18 protein-coding genes are annotated in these 16245 nt (G+C 62.5%); 5 read left to right on the top strand and 13 right to left on the bottom strand.

The genetic code is table 11. The features are described 5' to 3' along the window. Nucleotides 1-3: 3 nt before the first annotated feature. The 4 genes from NY023_RS11490 to NY023_RS11475 are packed head-to-tail and all read left to right on the top strand — an operon-like array spanning nt 4 to nt 3782. Entirely contained in the window at nt 4-1251 is a 1248-nt protein-coding gene (locus tag NY023_RS11490; protein WP_013972159.1) for an NAD(P)/FAD-dependent oxidoreductase, read from the top strand. After that, the gene (locus tag NY023_RS11485; protein WP_013972158.1) at nt 1248-2057 is read left to right on the top strand and encodes a DUF1365 domain-containing protein; all 810 of its coding nucleotides are present in this window, start codon (nt 1248-1250) and stop codon (nt 2055-2057) included. Before NY023_RS11490 ends, NY023_RS11485 begins: the two co-directional genes overlap by 4 nt. After that, nucleotides 2032-3294: an SAM-dependent methyltransferase gene (locus tag NY023_RS11480; protein WP_024086828.1), complete on the top strand. Its 1263-nt coding sequence runs from the start codon at nt 2032-2034 to the stop codon at nt 3292-3294. The genes NY023_RS11485 and NY023_RS11480 overlap by 26 nt, the downstream gene beginning before the upstream one ends. Further along, on the top strand, nt 3294-3782 hold the full coding sequence (locus NY023_RS11475; protein ID WP_013972156.1) for a DUF2878 domain-containing protein: 489 nt from the start codon (nt 3294-3296) through the stop codon (nt 3780-3782). The genes NY023_RS11480 and NY023_RS11475 overlap by 1 nt, the downstream gene beginning before the upstream one ends. On the opposite strand, the gene NY023_RS11470 is transcribed toward NY023_RS11475, so the two are convergent. The 3 genes from NY023_RS11470 to NY023_RS11460 are packed head-to-tail and all read right to left on the bottom strand — an operon-like array spanning nt 3720 to nt 5990. Further along, a complete protein-coding gene (locus NY023_RS11470) occupies nt 3720-3902 on the bottom strand; it encodes a DUF2256 domain-containing protein (protein ID WP_003257620.1) in 183 nt (60 codons plus the stop codon). The two genes, NY023_RS11475 and NY023_RS11470, sit on opposite strands and share 63 nt — an antisense overlap. Then, nucleotides 3899-5425: a cryptochrome/photolyase family protein gene (locus NY023_RS11465; protein ID WP_013972155.1), complete on the bottom strand. Its 1527-nt coding sequence runs from the start codon at nt 5423-5425 to the stop codon at nt 3899-3901. The genes NY023_RS11470 and NY023_RS11465 overlap by 4 nt, the downstream gene beginning before the upstream one ends. A 43-nt stretch (nt 5426-5468) precedes the next feature. After that, on the bottom strand, nt 5469-5990 hold the full coding sequence (locus NY023_RS11460) for a chalcone isomerase family protein (protein WP_023661871.1): 522 nt from the start codon (nt 5988-5990) through the stop codon (nt 5469-5471). A gap of 159 nt (nt 5991-6149) precedes the next feature. On the opposite strand from NY023_RS11460, the gene NY023_RS11455 reads away from it, so the two are divergent. Next, on the top strand, nt 6150-6920 hold the full coding sequence (locus tag NY023_RS11455) for an SDR family NAD(P)-dependent oxidoreductase (RefSeq protein ID WP_013972153.1): 771 nt from the start codon (nt 6150-6152) through the stop codon (nt 6918-6920). 26 nt (nt 6921-6946) lie between these two features. Here NY023_RS11455 and NY023_RS11450 read toward each other — a convergent pair whose 3' ends face one another. The 10 genes from NY023_RS11450 to pstC all read right to left on the bottom strand — a co-directional run bounded on the left by NY023_RS11450 (nt 6947) and on the right by pstC (nt 16216). Beyond that, complete coding sequence (locus NY023_RS11450; protein ID WP_013972152.1) at nt 6947-7501, bottom strand: helix-turn-helix domain-containing protein; 555 nt, start codon at nt 7499-7501, stop codon at nt 6947-6949. A 253-nt stretch (nt 7502-7754) separates the two neighbouring features. After that, nucleotides 7755-9113 carry an aspartate aminotransferase family protein gene (locus NY023_RS11445; protein ID WP_023661869.1) on the bottom strand — a complete coding sequence of 453 codons (1359 nt, stop codon included), beginning with the start codon at nt 9111-9113 and terminating at the stop codon, nt 7755-7757. 70 nt (nt 9114-9183) lie between these two features. Further along, nucleotides 9184-9957: a gamma-glutamyl-gamma-aminobutyrate hydrolase family protein gene (locus tag NY023_RS11440; RefSeq protein WP_015270028.1), complete on the bottom strand. Its 774-nt coding sequence runs from the start codon at nt 9955-9957 to the stop codon at nt 9184-9186. Between the two features lie 84 nt (nt 9958-10041). Continuing rightward, complete coding sequence (locus NY023_RS11435; protein WP_013972149.1) at nt 10042-11388, bottom strand: glutamine synthetase family protein; 1347 nt, start codon at nt 11386-11388, stop codon at nt 10042-10044. 27 nt (nt 11389-11415) lie between these two features. Continuing rightward, nucleotides 11416-11970, bottom strand: a complete 555-nt coding sequence (locus tag NY023_RS11430) for a helix-turn-helix domain-containing protein (RefSeq protein ID WP_013972148.1) — start codon at nt 11968-11970, stop codon at nt 11416-11418. Nucleotides 11971-12129: 159 nt separating this feature from the next. Beyond that, nucleotides 12130-12729 (bottom strand): hypothetical protein, encoded by a 600-nt coding sequence (locus NY023_RS11425; RefSeq protein WP_039613292.1) that lies wholly within the window; start codon nt 12727-12729, stop codon nt 12130-12132. Continuing rightward, on the bottom strand, nt 12729-13427 hold the full coding sequence (locus NY023_RS11420) for a hypothetical protein (protein ID WP_013972147.1): 699 nt from the start codon (nt 13425-13427) through the stop codon (nt 12729-12731). The genes NY023_RS11425 and NY023_RS11420 overlap by 1 nt, the downstream gene beginning before the upstream one ends. Nucleotides 13428-13520: 93 nt before the next feature. Continuing rightward, nucleotides 13521-14282, bottom strand: coding sequence for a phosphate ABC transporter ATP-binding protein PstB (gene pstB / locus NY023_RS11415; RefSeq protein WP_031324478.1), 762 nt, complete (start codon nt 14280-14282; stop codon nt 13521-13523). A gap of 75 nt (nt 14283-14357) precedes the next feature. After that, entirely contained in the window at nt 14358-15251 is an 894-nt protein-coding gene (pstA, locus tag NY023_RS11410; RefSeq protein ID WP_023661149.1) for a phosphate ABC transporter permease PstA, read from the bottom strand. Further along, the gene (gene pstC, locus NY023_RS11405) at nt 15251-16216 is read right to left on the bottom strand and encodes a phosphate ABC transporter permease subunit PstC (protein ID WP_013972145.1); all 966 of its coding nucleotides are present in this window, start codon (nt 16214-16216) and stop codon (nt 15251-15253) included. Before pstC ends, pstA begins: the two co-directional genes overlap by 1 nt. Nucleotides 16217-16245: the final 29 nt, after the last annotated feature.

The following is a 16245-nucleotide window of genomic DNA, read 5'->3' as shown; positions in this document are numbered from 1 at the left end:
TCCATGCGTATAGCAATCATCGGCAGCGGCATTGCAGGGCTGTCCTGCGCTCATCTGCTGTCACGCAAGCATGAGGTGACGGTTTTCGAAGCCGAGAAATGGATCGGGGGCCACACGCATACCCTCGATGTGATCTGGCAGGGTGAACGCCATGCAATAGATACCGGCTTCATCGTCTTCAATGACTGGACCTACCCGCACTTCATCCGCTTGCTCGACCACCTGAAGGTCGCCTCACGGCCGACCGAAATGAGTTTCTCGGTGCATGATCCGGTCACTGGCCTGGAATACAACGGGCACGACCTGAATACCCTGTTCGCCCAACGCCGCAACCTGGTGTCCCCGGGGTTCTGGGGGATGCTACGGGATATTCTGCGTTTCAATCGTCAGGCACTCGCCGACCTGGATAACCAGCGTATCGATGCCAACGCGACCCTGGGCGCCTACCTCCGGGCTCAGCGCTATGGACAGCGCTTCATCGACCATTACATCGTACCGATGGGGTCGGCGATCTGGTCGATGTCCCGCGCGGACATGCTCGGCTTCCCACTTGCGTTCTTTGTGCGGTTTTGTCGCAACCACGGCTTGTTGTCGGTCAACCAACGTCCACAGTGGCGCGTGATCGAAGGGGGTTCGCGCAGCTATGTCAGTCCGCTGTGCCGGCCGTTTGCCGGGCGCATCCGCCTCGACTGCAAGGTTTTCCGGGTCAGCCGCGACGAAGGTGGCGTCACCCTGACGAGCGCTGCCGGTACCGAGCGTTTCGACAATGTGGTGTTCGCCTGCCACAGCGACCAGGCCCTGGCTTTGCTCGAAGCGCCGAGCGTGCAGGAACGGGAAGTGCTCGGCGCCATCGGTTATGCCAGCAACGATGTGGTGCTGCACACCGATACCCGTCTGCTACCCCGCCGCAAGCGCGCCTGGGCCAGCTGGAACTACCGTCTCGGCGGGCCGCAGCAGGCGCCTGCCGCGCTGACCTACAACATGAACATTCTGCAAGGTATCCAGGCACCGACGACCTTCTGCGTGAGCCTCAACCAGACCGCGCTGGTGGATCCGGCGCAGATCATTGCCCGCTTCCAGTACGACCATCCGCAATACAGCCTTGCGGCGTGCGCCGCGCAGGCGCGCCAGGCGCAGCTGCAGGGCCAGCGCCACAGTTACTTCTGCGGCGCCTACTGGGGCAACGGCTTTCACGAGGATGGCGTAGTCAGTGCGTTGAAGGTGGCCGCGCATTTCGGAGAGCACCTGTGAACAGCAGCCTTTGCGTGGGCTGGGTCAGCCACCGGCGCCTGGCGCCGCGCCCCCACGCCTTCCGCTACAGGATCGGCATGTTCTACCTGGACCTGGACGAGCAAGCCTTGCTGACAGGCCTGTCACGCTGGCTGTGGCGCTGGCGCCTGGCGCCGCTGAGCTGGAACCAGGCAGATTACCTGCCAGCCCGGACCCGCCGGGGCGAGACCCTGGCCCAGGCCGCACGTTTGCTGGTGCGCAGCGCGACGGGAGAAATGCCTGAGGGGCCGGTGCACCTGCTCACGCAATTGCGTTGCTGGGGGCTGTCGTTCAACCCGGTCAGTTTCTATTTCTGCCATGACCGCGACGGACGGCTGACGGCAATCCTGCTGGAGGTGCGAAACACACCATGGCGTGAACGCTTCCATTACGTGCTGCCGGTGCGCGGAAACCTTGCCGGACCCTTCACCGTCGCCAAGGCCTTCCATGTGTCGCCGTTCATGCCACTGCACATGGACTATCGCTTGCGCTTCGCCCTGGACGCTGAACATGTGCGCATCCACATGGAGAACTGGCAAGGCGATAGCAAGGTGTTCGAGGCCGACCTGGCCTTGCAACGCCAGGCGCTGGATAGAGCCGCTGTGCACCGATACGTACTGGCCTTCCCATGGATGAGCCTGCGCACCGTCTCGGCCATTTACTGGCAGGCATTGCGCCTGCTGTTCAAACGCACACCCGTCCATGACCACACGGCCAGCCAGCGTGACCTGGCGCTCGGCCATTCCTGCGAGGACCCTGATGATGTCGAACCCCACCCTGAGCGTTAGCAAGTTCGCAGGCCTCGGGCCATTGTTCGGCGGGCTGGCACGAAATGCCGTGCTCGCCCGGCTGGGCAGGCTGCGCCATGGCCACCTGCGCTTGCTCAGCCACGGGCAGCAGTGGAGTTTCGGTGACGCCCACAGCCCGTTGCAGGCCGAGGTGGAGATCCTTGATGACATCACCTGGGGCCTGATAGCCGGCAATGGCTCGATCGGTGCTGGCGAAGCCTACATTCACGGCTATTGGCGCAGTCCCGACCTGGCACTGGTGACTCGTCTGTTCGTCGCAAACCTTGAGGTACTTGACGCGCTCGAGGGGGGCCTGGCCCGCTTCGGCCGCCCTGCCCTGCGGTTGCAGCACAAACTCAACCGCAACAACAGGCGCGGTGCCCGCCGCAATATTCTGGCGCACTACGATCTGGGCAATGCCCTGTTCGAGCGGCTGCTCGACCCCACCATGATGTATTCGGCAGCTCAGTTCGAACACCCGGGGCAGACACTGGAGCAAGCACAGCTGCACAAGCTGGAGCGCATCTGCCAGAAGCTGGAGCTGAGCCCTGCCGACCACCTGCTGGAGATCGGCTGCGGGTGGGGCAGCCTGGCGATCCACGCCGCCACCCGATATGGCTGCAAGGTCACCACCACCACGCTTTCCGAGGCGCAGTACAGCCATACCCTGCAACGCGTTCAGGCCCTGGGGCTGGAGCAGCGGGTGAAAGTGCTTCGCGAAGACTACCGCGATCTTCAAGGCACCTTCGACAAACTGGTCTCGATCGAGATGATCGAGGCTGTCGGCCACCGTTACCTGCCGGTGTATTTCCGCCAGTGCGCCTCGCTACTCAAGGCCGACGGCCTGATGCTGTTGCAAGCGATCACCATACGCGACCAGCGCTATGAGCAGGCGCGGCGGTCGGTCGATTTCATCCAGCGCTACATCTTCCCCGGTGGCGCCCTGCCTTCGTTGAGCGTGATGCTGGAAACTGCCAGCCGGCACACCGCACTCAACCTCTTGCACATGGAAGATTTCGGCCAGGACTATGCCCACACATTGCGGCATTGGCGAGAAAATCTGCGCCAGGCACGCGCAGCGCTGACGGATCTGGGCTACGACGACATGTTCCAGCGCCTGTGGGAGTTCTACCTGTGTTACTGCCAAGGCGGTTTCGAGGAGCGCACCATCGGTGTCGCGCATCTGCTCTGGGCAGCGCCCCAGGCACGGCGCGCGCCCTTGCCTGGCAGTGCCTGATGAGCCGTGGCTGGCTGCTCGCCAATGCCTTGTGGCTACAGGCTGGCTGGTGGCTATGCGTACTGGGGGCCGAAAAGCCCTTCCTGTCGATGCTGGTGATTGCTGGCCTGGCCGTGCATCTGAGCCTGTGCCCGGCCGTCCACGCAGAGGTCAAGGCGCTGTTGCTGGTAACGCCGGTCGGGTGTGTGCTGGATAGCGTGCTGGGCGCGCTGGGCGTGTTCAGCTTCGACACCTGGCCATTGCCGCTGTGGCTTGTGCTGCTGTGGCTGGTACTGGCCAGCGGCATGCGCCATAGCCTGGCATGGGCCGACAGGCACTGGCAGCTCGGTGCACTGCTGGGTGCAGTTGGCGGCCCGCTGGCCTATGTAGGCGGAGCGGGGCTGGCAAATGTCGACTTGCCCATGGGCCCACTGGTAACCGGCCTGCTACTGATGCCGATATGGGCCGTTACCCTCCCCCTGCTCGTGCGCCTTGCGGTGCGGTGCTGACTTGCGGCATCGTTCGGAGCAGTAGCGCACCTGCTCCCAGCAACGTGACCAGCGCTTGCGCCAGCTGAACGGCCGCCCACACACCACGCAGACCTTGCTGGGCAAAAGACCCTTTTTCATATCGGTTGCGCCGCATCGAGTCGCGCCAAAAGTGACTGGCCACGCTGCCAGATGGCATCGCGACGGTCAGCCGACATGCCATCGAGGTTTCGATAGACCAGCGCCAGACGCGGGTTGGCCGAAAGCAGGTGGCGATGACGGATGAGAAAATGCCAGTACAGGGCATTGAACGGGCAGGCACCTTCCTCGGCCACCTGGTCAACCCTGTAACTGCAGGCCTTGCAATGATCGGACATGCGCTGGATGTAGCGACCGCTGGCGCAGTAAGGCTTGGAGCCCAGGTAGCCGCCGTCGGCGTACATCACCATACCAAGCGTGTTGGGCAGTTCGACCCAGTCGAAGGCATCCATGTAGACAGCCAGGTACCACTCACAGATTGCGGTGGGCGCGATACCGGCCAACAAGGCGAAGTTGCCGGTGACCATCAGGCGCTGGATATGGTGAGCGTAACCCAAGCGAAGGGTTTGCCCGATGGCCTGCTCCATGCAGCGCATGCGGGTGCGACCGGTCCAGTAGAATTCCGGCAACGCTCGCTCGTTACCCAGGTAATTGAGCGCGGCATACTCCGGCATGCGCAGCCAATAGATGCCGCGTACATACTCACGCCAGCCGATCAGCTGGCGGATGAAGCCCTCTGCTGCATTGAGCGGCACTCGCCCCTCGCGCCAGGCCTTGTCGACCCCTTCGCATAGAAAACGCACATCGAGAAGCCCGATGTTGAGTGCTGCACTGATGCGCGCATGGAACAGGTACGGCTCGCCCTCGGCCATCGCATCCTGGTAGTCACCGAAAGCCGCCAGGCCGAAATCCAGAAAGTGTTGCCAGAGCTGCCGTGCCTCGGCATGGGTCACCGGGTAGTCGAAACCGTCGATGGCGCCGTAGTGGTCGCTGAAGCGTTGCCGTACCAGGGCTATTACTGCAGCTGTGATGTCGTCCTGTGCGAAATGTGCGGCGAAGGGGCCACGTAGCTGGCGAGGCAAGGCCTTGCGGTTGTCGCCATCGAGATTCCAGGTTCCACCTGCCGGGCTGCCGTCAGGCTCCAGCAGCAGGCCGGTGCGTTTGCGCATGCCACGGTAGAAGTGTTCCATGCGCAGTTGGCCGCGCTCCCGGGCCCAGCGCGCGAAAGCTTCGCGAGAGCATAGAAACCGCGTGTCGCGATGCCACACAAGCGGCAGTGCGGCATCGCGCAACGCCTGCTCCAGGCGCCACTCTCCGCACTCGGTCAGGTGAATATGCGTGGCTCCCAGGGCCTGCTGCCAGCGCCGCAACTCGCCAACGATGGTTCCGCTGTTGCCGTCATCATCGAGTTGCACATAATGCACCTGCCAACCGCGCTCGCGCAGTGCCAGTGCGAAGTGCCGCATGGCGCTGAAGATCAGGACGATCTTCAGCGGATGATGCGGCACGTACCTGGCCTCCCCTTCCACTTCCGCCATCAGCACAGCATCGCGGGCAGGATCGAGGGCGTTGAGGCTTGCCAGGTCGAAGGACAGCTGATCACCCAGTACCAGACCCAGGCGCATCTTCAGGCTACCCCTGGCTGGTCAGCGTTACCGTTATGCAGATTCATGGCATGCCCCCCAGCAGACGCTGACGCAGTTGTTGATCCCTGGCCCGCGGATCGAGCCAGATGGCGAAGAACGCCCGTGCAAAAACGGGGTCGGCGACCGCCCGGCTGAGTTTGCCATCGACGTAGAAGCGGCAGCCCTGCCCCGGCATGTACAAGCCGGTGATGCGCATGCCTGGCTGTACATCCACAAACGCCTGCTGCATGGCTTGGGACCACGCCGCGCGCCGCTGCGGCGTCACGTTTTCAGGTGCCAGGCGGTACATTTCCTCGAGGCTGGCCTGTACCAGCGTGTCCCTGGACAGGCTTCGGTGATAGGCCAGCTCAAGGGCAAAAGGCCGGCTCCAGTCCTGGACCGGACCTGCCGCCCAGAGCTGTGCGGTGTAAAGGCGCAAGCCAAACCAGCTGAACTCACCGACGCCCAGCCGTTGCGCTGCCGGCAGCTCCGCTCGCCAGTCCGCCGCCTCCGACAGGGCAGTCAATAGCAGGCAAAGCCAGGCCCAACGAGTTGTGTGCCCCATACTGACCTCGAGCACGTGAAATACCTATACAATATTAGAAACTATGTACAGTTTTTTTATGAGGTTGTACAACTTTTACTTGCGGGTCTCAGGGCCTTGTTTCGGCAGAGCCAGTGACAGTGGCATACCAGCGTCGGCGCCGGCAAAGGAGGCAGTTCAGTGAGCCTTATCAATGACCTTCATACCCCCGCCAACGTGCTGGTCTGCGGAGCCAGCCAGGGGATCGGCCTTGCACTGTGCACCCAGCTGCTGGCGCGCGACGACATCGGACGGGTGTTTGCCGTCTCGCGACATGCCACCAGCAGCCCTGCGCTGGATGCTTTGTTCGCCGAGCACCCACGACAGTTGGTTCGCATCGACTGCGACGCGTGTTCCGAAGTGGCACTGCAAACACTGGCGGCGCGGGTGGGAGCCTGCTGCAACCACTTGAACCTTGTATTTTGCACGCTTGGGGTGCTGCAAGCGCCGCCCGCGCGGGCCGAAAAAGCGCTGACACAGGTAGATATGGCGGGGCTGCTGGCCAGCTTCACGACCAACTGTTTCGCCCCTGTCCTGCTGCTCAGGCACTTGCTGCCCTTGTTGCGACAGCAACCGATGACCTATGTGGCGCTGTCGGCGCGGGTCGGGTCGATCAGCGACAATCATCTTGGCGGGTGGTACAGCTATCGCGCCAGCAAGGCCGCGCTCAACCAGCTTATGCGTACCGCGAGCATCGAGTTCAAGCGACTGAACCCTGCTTCCACGGTACTGTTGCTGCATCCCGGGACCACCGACACCCGCCTTTCCCAACCCTTTCAGGGCAATGTGGCGCCAGGAAAACTGTTCTCGCCGGCGTTTGCAGCGACATGCATCCTAGCGCTGGTGAGCCGACACGGCCCGGAACAGAGCGGTACATTCTGGGCGTGGGACGGGACACCGATTGCCTGGTGACTCCAGAGCCAGCCTGGATTCCCCTCTCAGCTGAATACCCAGAGCACGCGGGTGAGCTTGTCTGTCAGGTTGGCGTAACGAAAGCTCGCGTGGGGTTGCAGCTGAAAACTGTCATTGGCGCGCAGCGTTACCGGCTCGCCGCCATCCAGCCAGACGGTCAGTTCGCCTTCGAGCACGAAGCAGCCCTGCTCCGAGCTGTCATCCAGGTACTCCTCGCCACTGCTGGCCCCCGGCTCCAGGTGGCTGTCGAGCATGGAGAACGCGCCCGTTATCGTGGGGGATGCCAGCACATCGGTGATGCCACCGGCCAGGTGAAGGGTACGACGCTCGTGAGGGCGGGTGACCCAGTCGAGCTCGCGGGGCTGGTCCAGCTTGTAGAAATAGGCCGTGGAGACGCCGAGCTCTTCGCTGATAGCCGTGAGGTCGGCCACGGTTGGGCGGGATACGCCCCGTTCGACCTGGGACAGAAAGCCCACCGAACGGCCGATGCGCTGGGCCAGTTCGCCCAGTGTCAGGCCCTTGAACTTGCGCAGGTCGCGAATCAGTACGGCCAGGCCTTCGATCTCTTCGTGCACTTTCATGGTTGAATCGCGACTTTCGGATGGGAAAATTGATGCCCTGAAAAGTACATGATTCATTTCACAAAGCAAGATGCTTCGCGGCATTGCAAGATGCCGGCGACGATATGCCTGCGACTGTCTAGCCCAGACTCCAGAAGTTTGTGCGATCCCTGTGGGAGCGGGTTTACCCGCGAACACGGACGAAGTCCGTGCCATCCACCGCGGCGCCTGCTTCGCGGGTAAACCCGCTCCTACAGGTATCAGACCCAGACGCTCAGCGAACAGCCTCGTACGTCAGGTCCAGGCACTTGCGGGCTTTTTCCACCAGTTCGTCGATCTCCTCGATGCTGATAACCAGCGGCGGCGCGATGATCATGGTGTCGCCCACGGCACGCATGATCAGGCCGTTGTCGAAGCAGTGCTGGCGACAGATCATGCCGACACCTTTGCCTTCATAGCGCGCGCGGGTGGCCTTGTCCTTCACCAGCTCGATCGCACCGAGCATGCCCAGGCCGCGTACCTCGCCTACCAGCGGGTGGTCCGCCAGCTCGCGCAGGCGTCGTTGCAGGTAAGGCGCGGTCTTGTCGTGCACCTGCTCGATGATCTTTTCGTCACGCAGGATCCGCAGGTTCTCAAGGCCGACCGCAGCCGCCACCGGGTGGCCGGAATAGGTGAAGCCGTGGTTGAAGTCGCCGCCTTCGCTGATGACTTTGGCCACTTCATCTCGCACGATCACGCCGCCCATGGGGATATAGCCGGAGGTAAGGCCCTTGGCGATGGTCATCAGGTCGGGCTTGAGGTCGTAGTAGTCGCTACCGAACCACTCGCCTGTACGGCCGAAGCCGCAGATCACTTCGTCAGCGACGAAGAGGATGTCGTACCTGGCCAGGATCTCCTTCACCTTCGGCCAGTAGGTCTGCGGTGGAATGATCACCCCGCCAGCGCCCTGGATCGGTTCGGCGATGAAGGCGGCAACGTTGTCCACGCCAACTTCGAGGATCTTTTTCTCCAGCTGTTCGGCCGCCCACACGCCGAAGTCGGCCTCGGTCATGTCGCCGCCTTCGCCATACCAGTATGGCTGCGGGATATGCACGATATCCGGGATCAGCCCGCCCTGCTGGTGCATGCCGCTCATGCCGCCCAGGCCCGCGCCGGCCACGGTGGAGCCGTGGTAACCGTTGATGCGGCCGATGATGACCTTCTTGTTCTTCTGGCCCTTTAGCGCCCAGTAATGGCGGACCATGCGCAGCACGGTGTCGTTGCCTTCGGAGCCAGAGCCGGTGAAGAACACGTGAGTCATGCCTTGCGGGGCCACATCGGCGATCGCCTTGGCCAGTTCCAGCGCGGGCGGGTGCGCGGTCTGGAAGAACAGGTTGTAGTACGGCAGCTGCTTCATCTGCTGGCTGGCGACATCGGCCAGCTCATCGCGCCCATAGCCCACCGCCACACACCACAGGCCCGCCATGCCATCGAGAATCTTGTGGCCCTCGCTGTCCCAGAGGTACACACCTTTGGCCGAGGTGATGATGCGCGGACCTTTCTCGGCCAGCTGCCGAACATCGCTGAACGGGGCCAGGTGGTGGTCGCGGCTCATGGCTTGCCAGGCAAGGGTCTGCGAATTCTGCTCACTCATTGACTTCACTCCATCAAGTTGCGCAGCCGTGCTGCGCAGGTACTTTTTTTGTAATTGGGAAAGATCGCTGTCAGGCGGTCTTCAACAGCATCTGGCGCAGTACCGAGCGATGCCGGCAGGCCTTGCCAAAGGACTGGAAGATGGTCAGGTAATGCGGGTTGTCCATGACCTGGTACTCGGGGTGCCATTGCACGGCCAGGGCAAAGCCTTTGCTGTTCTCGACCGAAACAGCTTCCACCAGGCCATCGGGTGCCAGCGCCTCCACCCTCAGCCCGGGGGCCAGTACATCGATGCCCTGGCCGTGGATGGAATTGACATCGATAACCGCTGGCAAACCCATGCGGTCGAGCATGCCGCCGGGCTCTATATGCAGGGCGTGACGCGGGCCGTATTGCTTTTCGATGGGCTCACCCTTGCTTTCGCGGTGGTCCATGAACATACCGGTCTCATGCACTTTCTGGTGCAAGGTGCCACCCAGCGCCACGTTCATTTCCTGGAAACCACGGCAGATGCCCAGCACCGGCACTCCGGCGGCGATGGCCGCACGCATCAGTGGCAGTGTGGTGGCATCACGCAGCGGATCGTGATGGGTGCCCGCTGCACTGGCCGGTCCGTTGTAGTGGAACGGTTCGATGTTGGACGGCGAACCGGTGAAGATCAGCCCATCCACCACGTCGAGAATATCGGCGCTGTCCATCAGGTCTGCGAGGCTGGGTATCACGATGGGCAGCCCACACGCTGCCTTGGCCGCCGCGCGCGCGTACTTCTCGCTGATGGTCTGGGTTGCATGCAGCTCGATCATGCTGGTGCATGCGGTAATGCCGATAACGGGCACACGTGGCATATCTTCCTCCGGCAAATCCATATTGCGCGTTGTATTGAAACGGTAGAAAGGCAGGGTGCAGCGGCGCTGCCCCGACCCCGGCAGCTACAGGAACCAGCGGTATTCGCGGGCATCGATGTGGCGCATGAAGTCCAGTTGCTCCTGGTATTTGTTTTCGCAGTAGACCATCACGAATTCACTGCCCAGGCCCTCGTTCACCTCCGGGTGGTGACGCATGGCCGCCAGGGCACTGAAGGCATCCTTGGGGAACTCGATGCCGCTCTGGCGGTTGTCGTTCAGCGGGGCAATGGGCTCGACGCCACGCTCCAGGCCATGCTCCATCCCGGTCAGGATGGCCGCCAGCACCAGGTACGGGTTGGCATCGGCACCGGCGAGGCGGTGTTCGATGCGCAGGTTGCGGGGGTCGGACTCGGGGATGCGAATACACGCATCGCGATCTTCGAAACCCCAGCTGGCCTTGCTCGCCGCGTTTACCATGGCGCCGTAACGGCGGTAGGCATTGTGGTTCGGGGCGAAGATCGGCATGCAGTGGGGCAGCAACTCCAGGCACCCTGCCACCGCATGGCGCAGCTTGCGCTGGTCATCGCCGGCGAGGATGTTGTTGCCGGCGTTGTCGTACAGGCTGACGTGCACATGCATGCCGCTGCCCGGCGCATCGAGGTACGGCTTGCTCATGAAGCTGGCTCGGTAGCCGTGCTTCATCGCGATACCGCGGGTACTGCGGCAGAACAGCGCCGACCAGTCCGCCGCGCTCATGGCATCGTCGCTGTGCGAGAAGTTGATCTCGAACTGGCCGGGGCCCAGCTCCGCGGTGATCACGTTCGCCGGCACGCCCTGCTCGTTGGCGCCATCGACCATCTCGTGCAGCACCGGTGCAAAGCGCGACAGCCGCTCGATGTGCATGTTCGGCTGGTCGTCGTGGTCGTCGGTCGCCTTGTCGCGTGGGTACTGTGGCAGGCCGTTATCGAGCTTGCGGTCGAACAGGTAGAACTCCAGCTCGAAGGCCACCACCGGGCGAATGCCGCGCCTGGCCAGGCGCTGGATCACCCGGGCCAGCACTTCACGGGGCTCGAACTCGATGGGGTTGGCGGTGCCGTCAGAGGTGATGAGCATCTGCGCGATCGGTTCCTTTTCCCAGCGCACCGGCCTGAGGGTACCCGGCACCAGGCGGCGGGCGGCATCCGGGTCGCCGTCGGCGAAGCAGTAGTCACCGATCGGGTAGAGCCCCCCCTGGGTGCCCAGCAACACGCAGTTCTGCGGCAACTTCAGCGGCGCGCCGGCTGCGACTTTTTCCAGCATGTCCATGGGGTAGCGCTTGCCGTAGAAGTGCCCGGGGATATCCAGCGCAATCAGGTCGACATAACGTATTTCTGGGTGTTTCGCTCGGAACGAGCGCACTTCAGTCAGCAGATCCGGAAAGACGACACTCATCTTCTTGTCCTTGTGAGGTGAACGAATTCAGTTGAAGACCCAGAGCACGCGGGTGGTTTTTTCCGTCAGGTTGGCGTAACGGAACTGCGCGTGGGGGTGCAGCTGGAAGCAGTCGTTGGCCTGCAGGGTCACGGCGTCGCCGTGGTCCAGCCAGACCGTGAGTTCGCCTTCGAGCACGAAACAGCCCTGCTCGGATCGGTCGGTCAGGTACAGCTCGCCACTGCTGGCGCCTGGCTCGAGATGGCTGTCGAGCATGGAGAACGCGCCGCCGATGGTGGGCGAAGCCAGCACATCGGTGATGCCCGACTCGAGGTACAGCGTGCGCCGCTCGTGGGGGCGCGTGACCCAGCTGACGCTGCGGGGCTTGCTCAGGTTGTAGAAGTACGCGGTAGATACGCCGAGCGCTTCACTGATGGCGGTGAGATCGGCCACGGTAGGGCGCGAAACACCGCGCTCGACCTGGGACAAGAAGCCCACCGAGCGGTTGATGCGCTCGGCCAGTTCGCCAAGGGTCAGGTTCTTGAATTTGCGCAGGTCGTGAATAAGGATCGCGAGGGCTTCAACCTCTTCGTGCATCTTCATCGTTTGAGACTGCCGTGAAATTTTTAGAGTTATTTTTCATGAAAAATTACATGAAAAATTTCACGAGTCAAGCCGAAGCTGAAAATGGGAAGCCGCAAAGGGAGATGTGGGGGGCAACAAGTAGCGAAGAGGCGTAACGAGAAAAGTACCTTGAGGCCCTCAGGAAGCGAGGGCCTGCGAACGCTGCCGTACCGGCATTTCATAGCGGTGCGGTTGCTGCCAGGCCAGCTGTGCCTGGACATCGACCGCCGCATCCATCACTTTCTGCGCCCAGTTCTCATCCTTGGGGCACACCACCACCACGCGAAAACCGTGGTCGACGCCTTCCAGCCGCACGCCCTCGGAATCATCGACATGCAGGTCGATATCGAAGGCCGACGGCAATTTGGAAGGCGCATTCTCAAGCCCGTTCACGGCCAGGATATGCTGGTGCCGGTCACTGTTGACCACGCCATCGACGCGGATACCGTAGAGCATCAGCCAACGGCGGATGTAGGACGGCGTGCGCCCCGACGAGGTGTAGATCCAGATGCTGCAGCCCTGGCGGCGCAGGTCGCGGATCAGCGAGCGCGTGCCACTGCGCAGGGGTTCACCCAACCAGCGGTGGACGAACGCAGGCAGCTTGCTGTCCTCGGCGGCGGCATGGTCGGCCTGGCAGGCGAGCGTGTCGTCGATATCGAACGAAATGCGTATCTGCGGGCGGTTGAACGTGCGCTCGATGGCTTGCCGCCCGCGTTGGAACAGAGAAGAGCTTTGCATCAGCGGCACCTCTCGCGCGCAGGCATGGATGTGACGCCCAGGAAGAACTTGCCGGGCTCAGGCGCGTGCGCTTCAAGGAAAGCTGCATACTTTTTCTTGATCTTGGGTAGTTCGTACAAAGCCTTGACACCATGCTTGGCAGAGTTGCGTATGACCGAGGATGGGTTGAAGTAACCCTCGGCATTGTCCAGCGACAACACGAATGGCGGTAACCCCGCGCGCATCAGCAGGTAGCTGACAATGAGCGACCCTGTGCGGTTGTTGCCTTCGATGAACAGCTGCGGCTTGCTCAGAATTCGAACGTAGACACCCGCCGCGCGCTTCCAGATCGAATCGCTGCCATACGAGCAATACCAGTTGTAGAGGTCCTTGATGCCGCCCTCCACGTTGTTGAAAAAGTGCGCCTCGGTCGCCGCCAGGTGCGGGGCAAACTCCTGCCTGCGTGCCGGGTCGCTGCCGCACAGCACGGTGGCGTTGATCTCCAGCATCAGGTTCAGTTGCTGAAGGTCGAAAAGGTCGACACCCCGGGCGACATAGTCGTCAATCAGGGCATAGCCTTCAACCACATTCAGCAGCACCTCGTCGGTAAACGGATCGCGCGGTTCGGTGAAATGCTGGCTGAGTTCGGCAAAGCGGGCCTGCACCTCACGCAGTGCGCGCTCTACCGCTGGCAGATCAAGACGACGCGTCGCTGGCATTGGAAATCCCTGGTAACACTTGACGGAAGGTAATGCGGCCGGGTGTTGCAGCCTTCCTGACTGCAACACCCGGCCACCTTGGCACGTGCGGCCTCAGCTGAACTTGCCGCTGATGTAGTCAGCAGTCAGCTGCTCACGCGGGTTCTGGAAAATCTGCGTGGTCGGGCCCATCTCGACTAGGTAACCGGTACGGGTGCCCTTGGAGATATCGACCGAGAAGAACGCGGTGGTGTCGGCCACACGAATCGCCTGCTGCATGTTGTGGGTCACCAGGGCGATGGTGTAGTCCTTCTTCAACTCGACCATCAGCTCCTCCACCCGGCGGGTGGCAATCGGGTCGAGTGCCGAGCAGGGTTCGTCCAGCAGCAGCACTTCCGGCTCGGTGGCGATGGCGCGGGCGATGCACAGACGCTGTTGCTGGCCACCGGACAGTGCCAGGCCGCTGACCTTGAGCTTGTCCTTCACCTCGTCCCACAGCGCGGCGCCCTGCAGCGCGTGCTTGACGCGGTCACCGATGTCGCCCTTGTAGCGGTTCAGGCGCAGGCCGAAGGCGACGTTGTCGAAGATGCTCATGGAGAACGGGTTGGGCTGCTGGAACACCATGCCGATGTAGCGGCGCACCACCACAGGGTCGACGCCCTTGCCGTAGACGTCCTGGCCCAGGAAGTGCACATGGCCTTCGAAACGGAAGCCCTTCACCAGGTCGTTCATGCGGTTGAGGCTACGCAGGACGGTACTCTTGCCGCAGCCAGACGGCCCGATGAAACCGGTGATCTCGTTCTTGCGGATCGGCACATGGCTGTCGCGAACGGCCATGAAATTGCCGTAGAAGATCTTGTCCAGCTTGCAGTCCATGACGATGGGGGCTTCGCTGACCACGGGAGCGGCTTTTGGCGCAGTGGATACGTTCAAGGTCGGATGCTCCCTTTCTCAATACTTGGGCTTGCCGAATACTCGGCTCAGAATGTTGATTACCAGCACGATCATCACCAGTACCAGCGAGGCCGCCCAGGCGAGCTCGAGCTGGTTGTCGAATGGCATGCCGGAGAAGTTGTAGATCAGTACAGCCAGCGAGGCCGTCGGGTTCATGACCGCCAGGTCGCCGTCATGCAGGATCCAGTAGTTGCTGAACAGCGCGGTGAACAGCAGCGGCGCGGTCTCGCCGGCGGCACGGGCCACGGCCAGCATGACGCCGGTCAGGATGGCCGGCAGGCCGGTGGGCAGGACGATTTTCCAGATCACCTGGGCACGGGTGCAGCCCATGCCGTAGGCAGCATCCTTCATGATCTTGGGCACCATCTTCATCGACTCTTCAGCGGTCAGCACGACGATGGGCAGCATCAGTACCGCCAGGGCCACACCACCTGCCGGCGCGGAGTAGGTGCCGGTGGTCATCACCACCAGGGCATAGGCGAATACGCCAGCCAGGATCGACGGCAGGCCGGTGAGCATCTTGGCGGCAAAGCGCGCGGCGTTGGCCAGCTTGCTGTCCGGGCCGAGTTCGGCCAGGAACACCGCGGCCAGGATACCGACCGGGACGGCGATGGCAGCAGCAATGCCGACCATGACGAAAGTACCGGCCATGGCGTTGCCAAAGCCCCCGCCCATCTCGAAGCCGGTGGGTGGCAGCTCGGTGAACACCTCCAGGTTGAGGCGTGCGCCACCGCGAGTGATCAGCATGTACAGCACGGAGATCAGCGGCACGCTGGCAACCAGTGCCGCGAACCATGCCAGCGTGGTCAACAACAGGCTGCGCAGGGAACGGCCTTCCAGCTTGCGCTGCAGGCTGGGCAACGCGTTTGCAGGGGTGGTGAGGTTGGTCATCATTTGTTACCCCGCTGGGCGTAGAGCATGATCATCGAGCCGAGCACGTTCACCAGCAGGGTGATGAACATCAGCACCAGTGCGGCGTACATCAGCACCTCGACCTCGTTCGGGCCGGCCTCCGGGAAGTTCAGGGCCAGCAAGGCCGCCAGCGTGTTGGCCGGGGCGAACAAGGACAGGGAAATGTTGTTGGCATTGCCCACCAGCATGGCCAGCGCCATGGTTTCACCCAGCGCACGGCCCAGGCCGAGCACCAGCGAACCAAAGATACCGGTAGCTGCCGATGGCACCATTACCTTGAGAATGGCCTCCCAGTGGGTGGCGCCCAGGCCGTAGGCGGCCTGCTTGGTCTTCATCGGCACGCTGGTCAGGGCGTCCTGCGAAACGGCGGCGATGGTCGGCAGAATCATGATCGCCAGCACCAGCGCGGCAGGCAGCAGCCCTGGGCCGCTCAGGGAAGTACCAAAAAAGGGAATCCAGCCCAGCTCGCTGTTTAGCCAGGTGGTCAGCGGGCGAATGGCCGGGATGACCACATAGATCCCCCACAGGCCGTAGACGACGCTGGGGATGGCAGCGAGCAGCTCGACGATGGTGCGGAACACCGCCGCCAGCCGGGCCGGGAGGAAGTCCTGGGTCAGGAAGATGGCCATGCTGACGCCGAAGAAACCGGCGATCAACAGGGCGATCAGGGCGCTGTAGAGCGTGCCCCAGATCGCTGGCAGAATACCGTACTTGCCTTGGTTGACGTCCCAGACACTGCCGAACAGCACGTCAAAGCCGTGCTTCTCGATGCCTGGCAGTGCCTTGCGGCCCACTTCGTAGACCAGCGCGAAGACCAGCGCCAGCACCAGCACCACACCGATGCGTGCAAGCGCACGGAAGGTGCGATCAACCAGGAAGTCTTTCGCAGACGGTGGCTGGCACGCGGAGTCGGGGTTAGCCGGGATGGCAAAAGGAGTGTTCATGGGCAAGTTCCGGGACAGAGGGCAAACAC

Origin of the sequence: Pseudomonas sp. NBB, from assembly GCF_032701105.1 — a bacterium.
Classification (GTDB): Bacteria; Pseudomonadota; Gammaproteobacteria; order Pseudomonadales; family Pseudomonadaceae; genus Aquipseudomonas; species Aquipseudomonas asiatica.
This window is presented reverse-complemented; position numbering and strand designations above follow the sequence as displayed.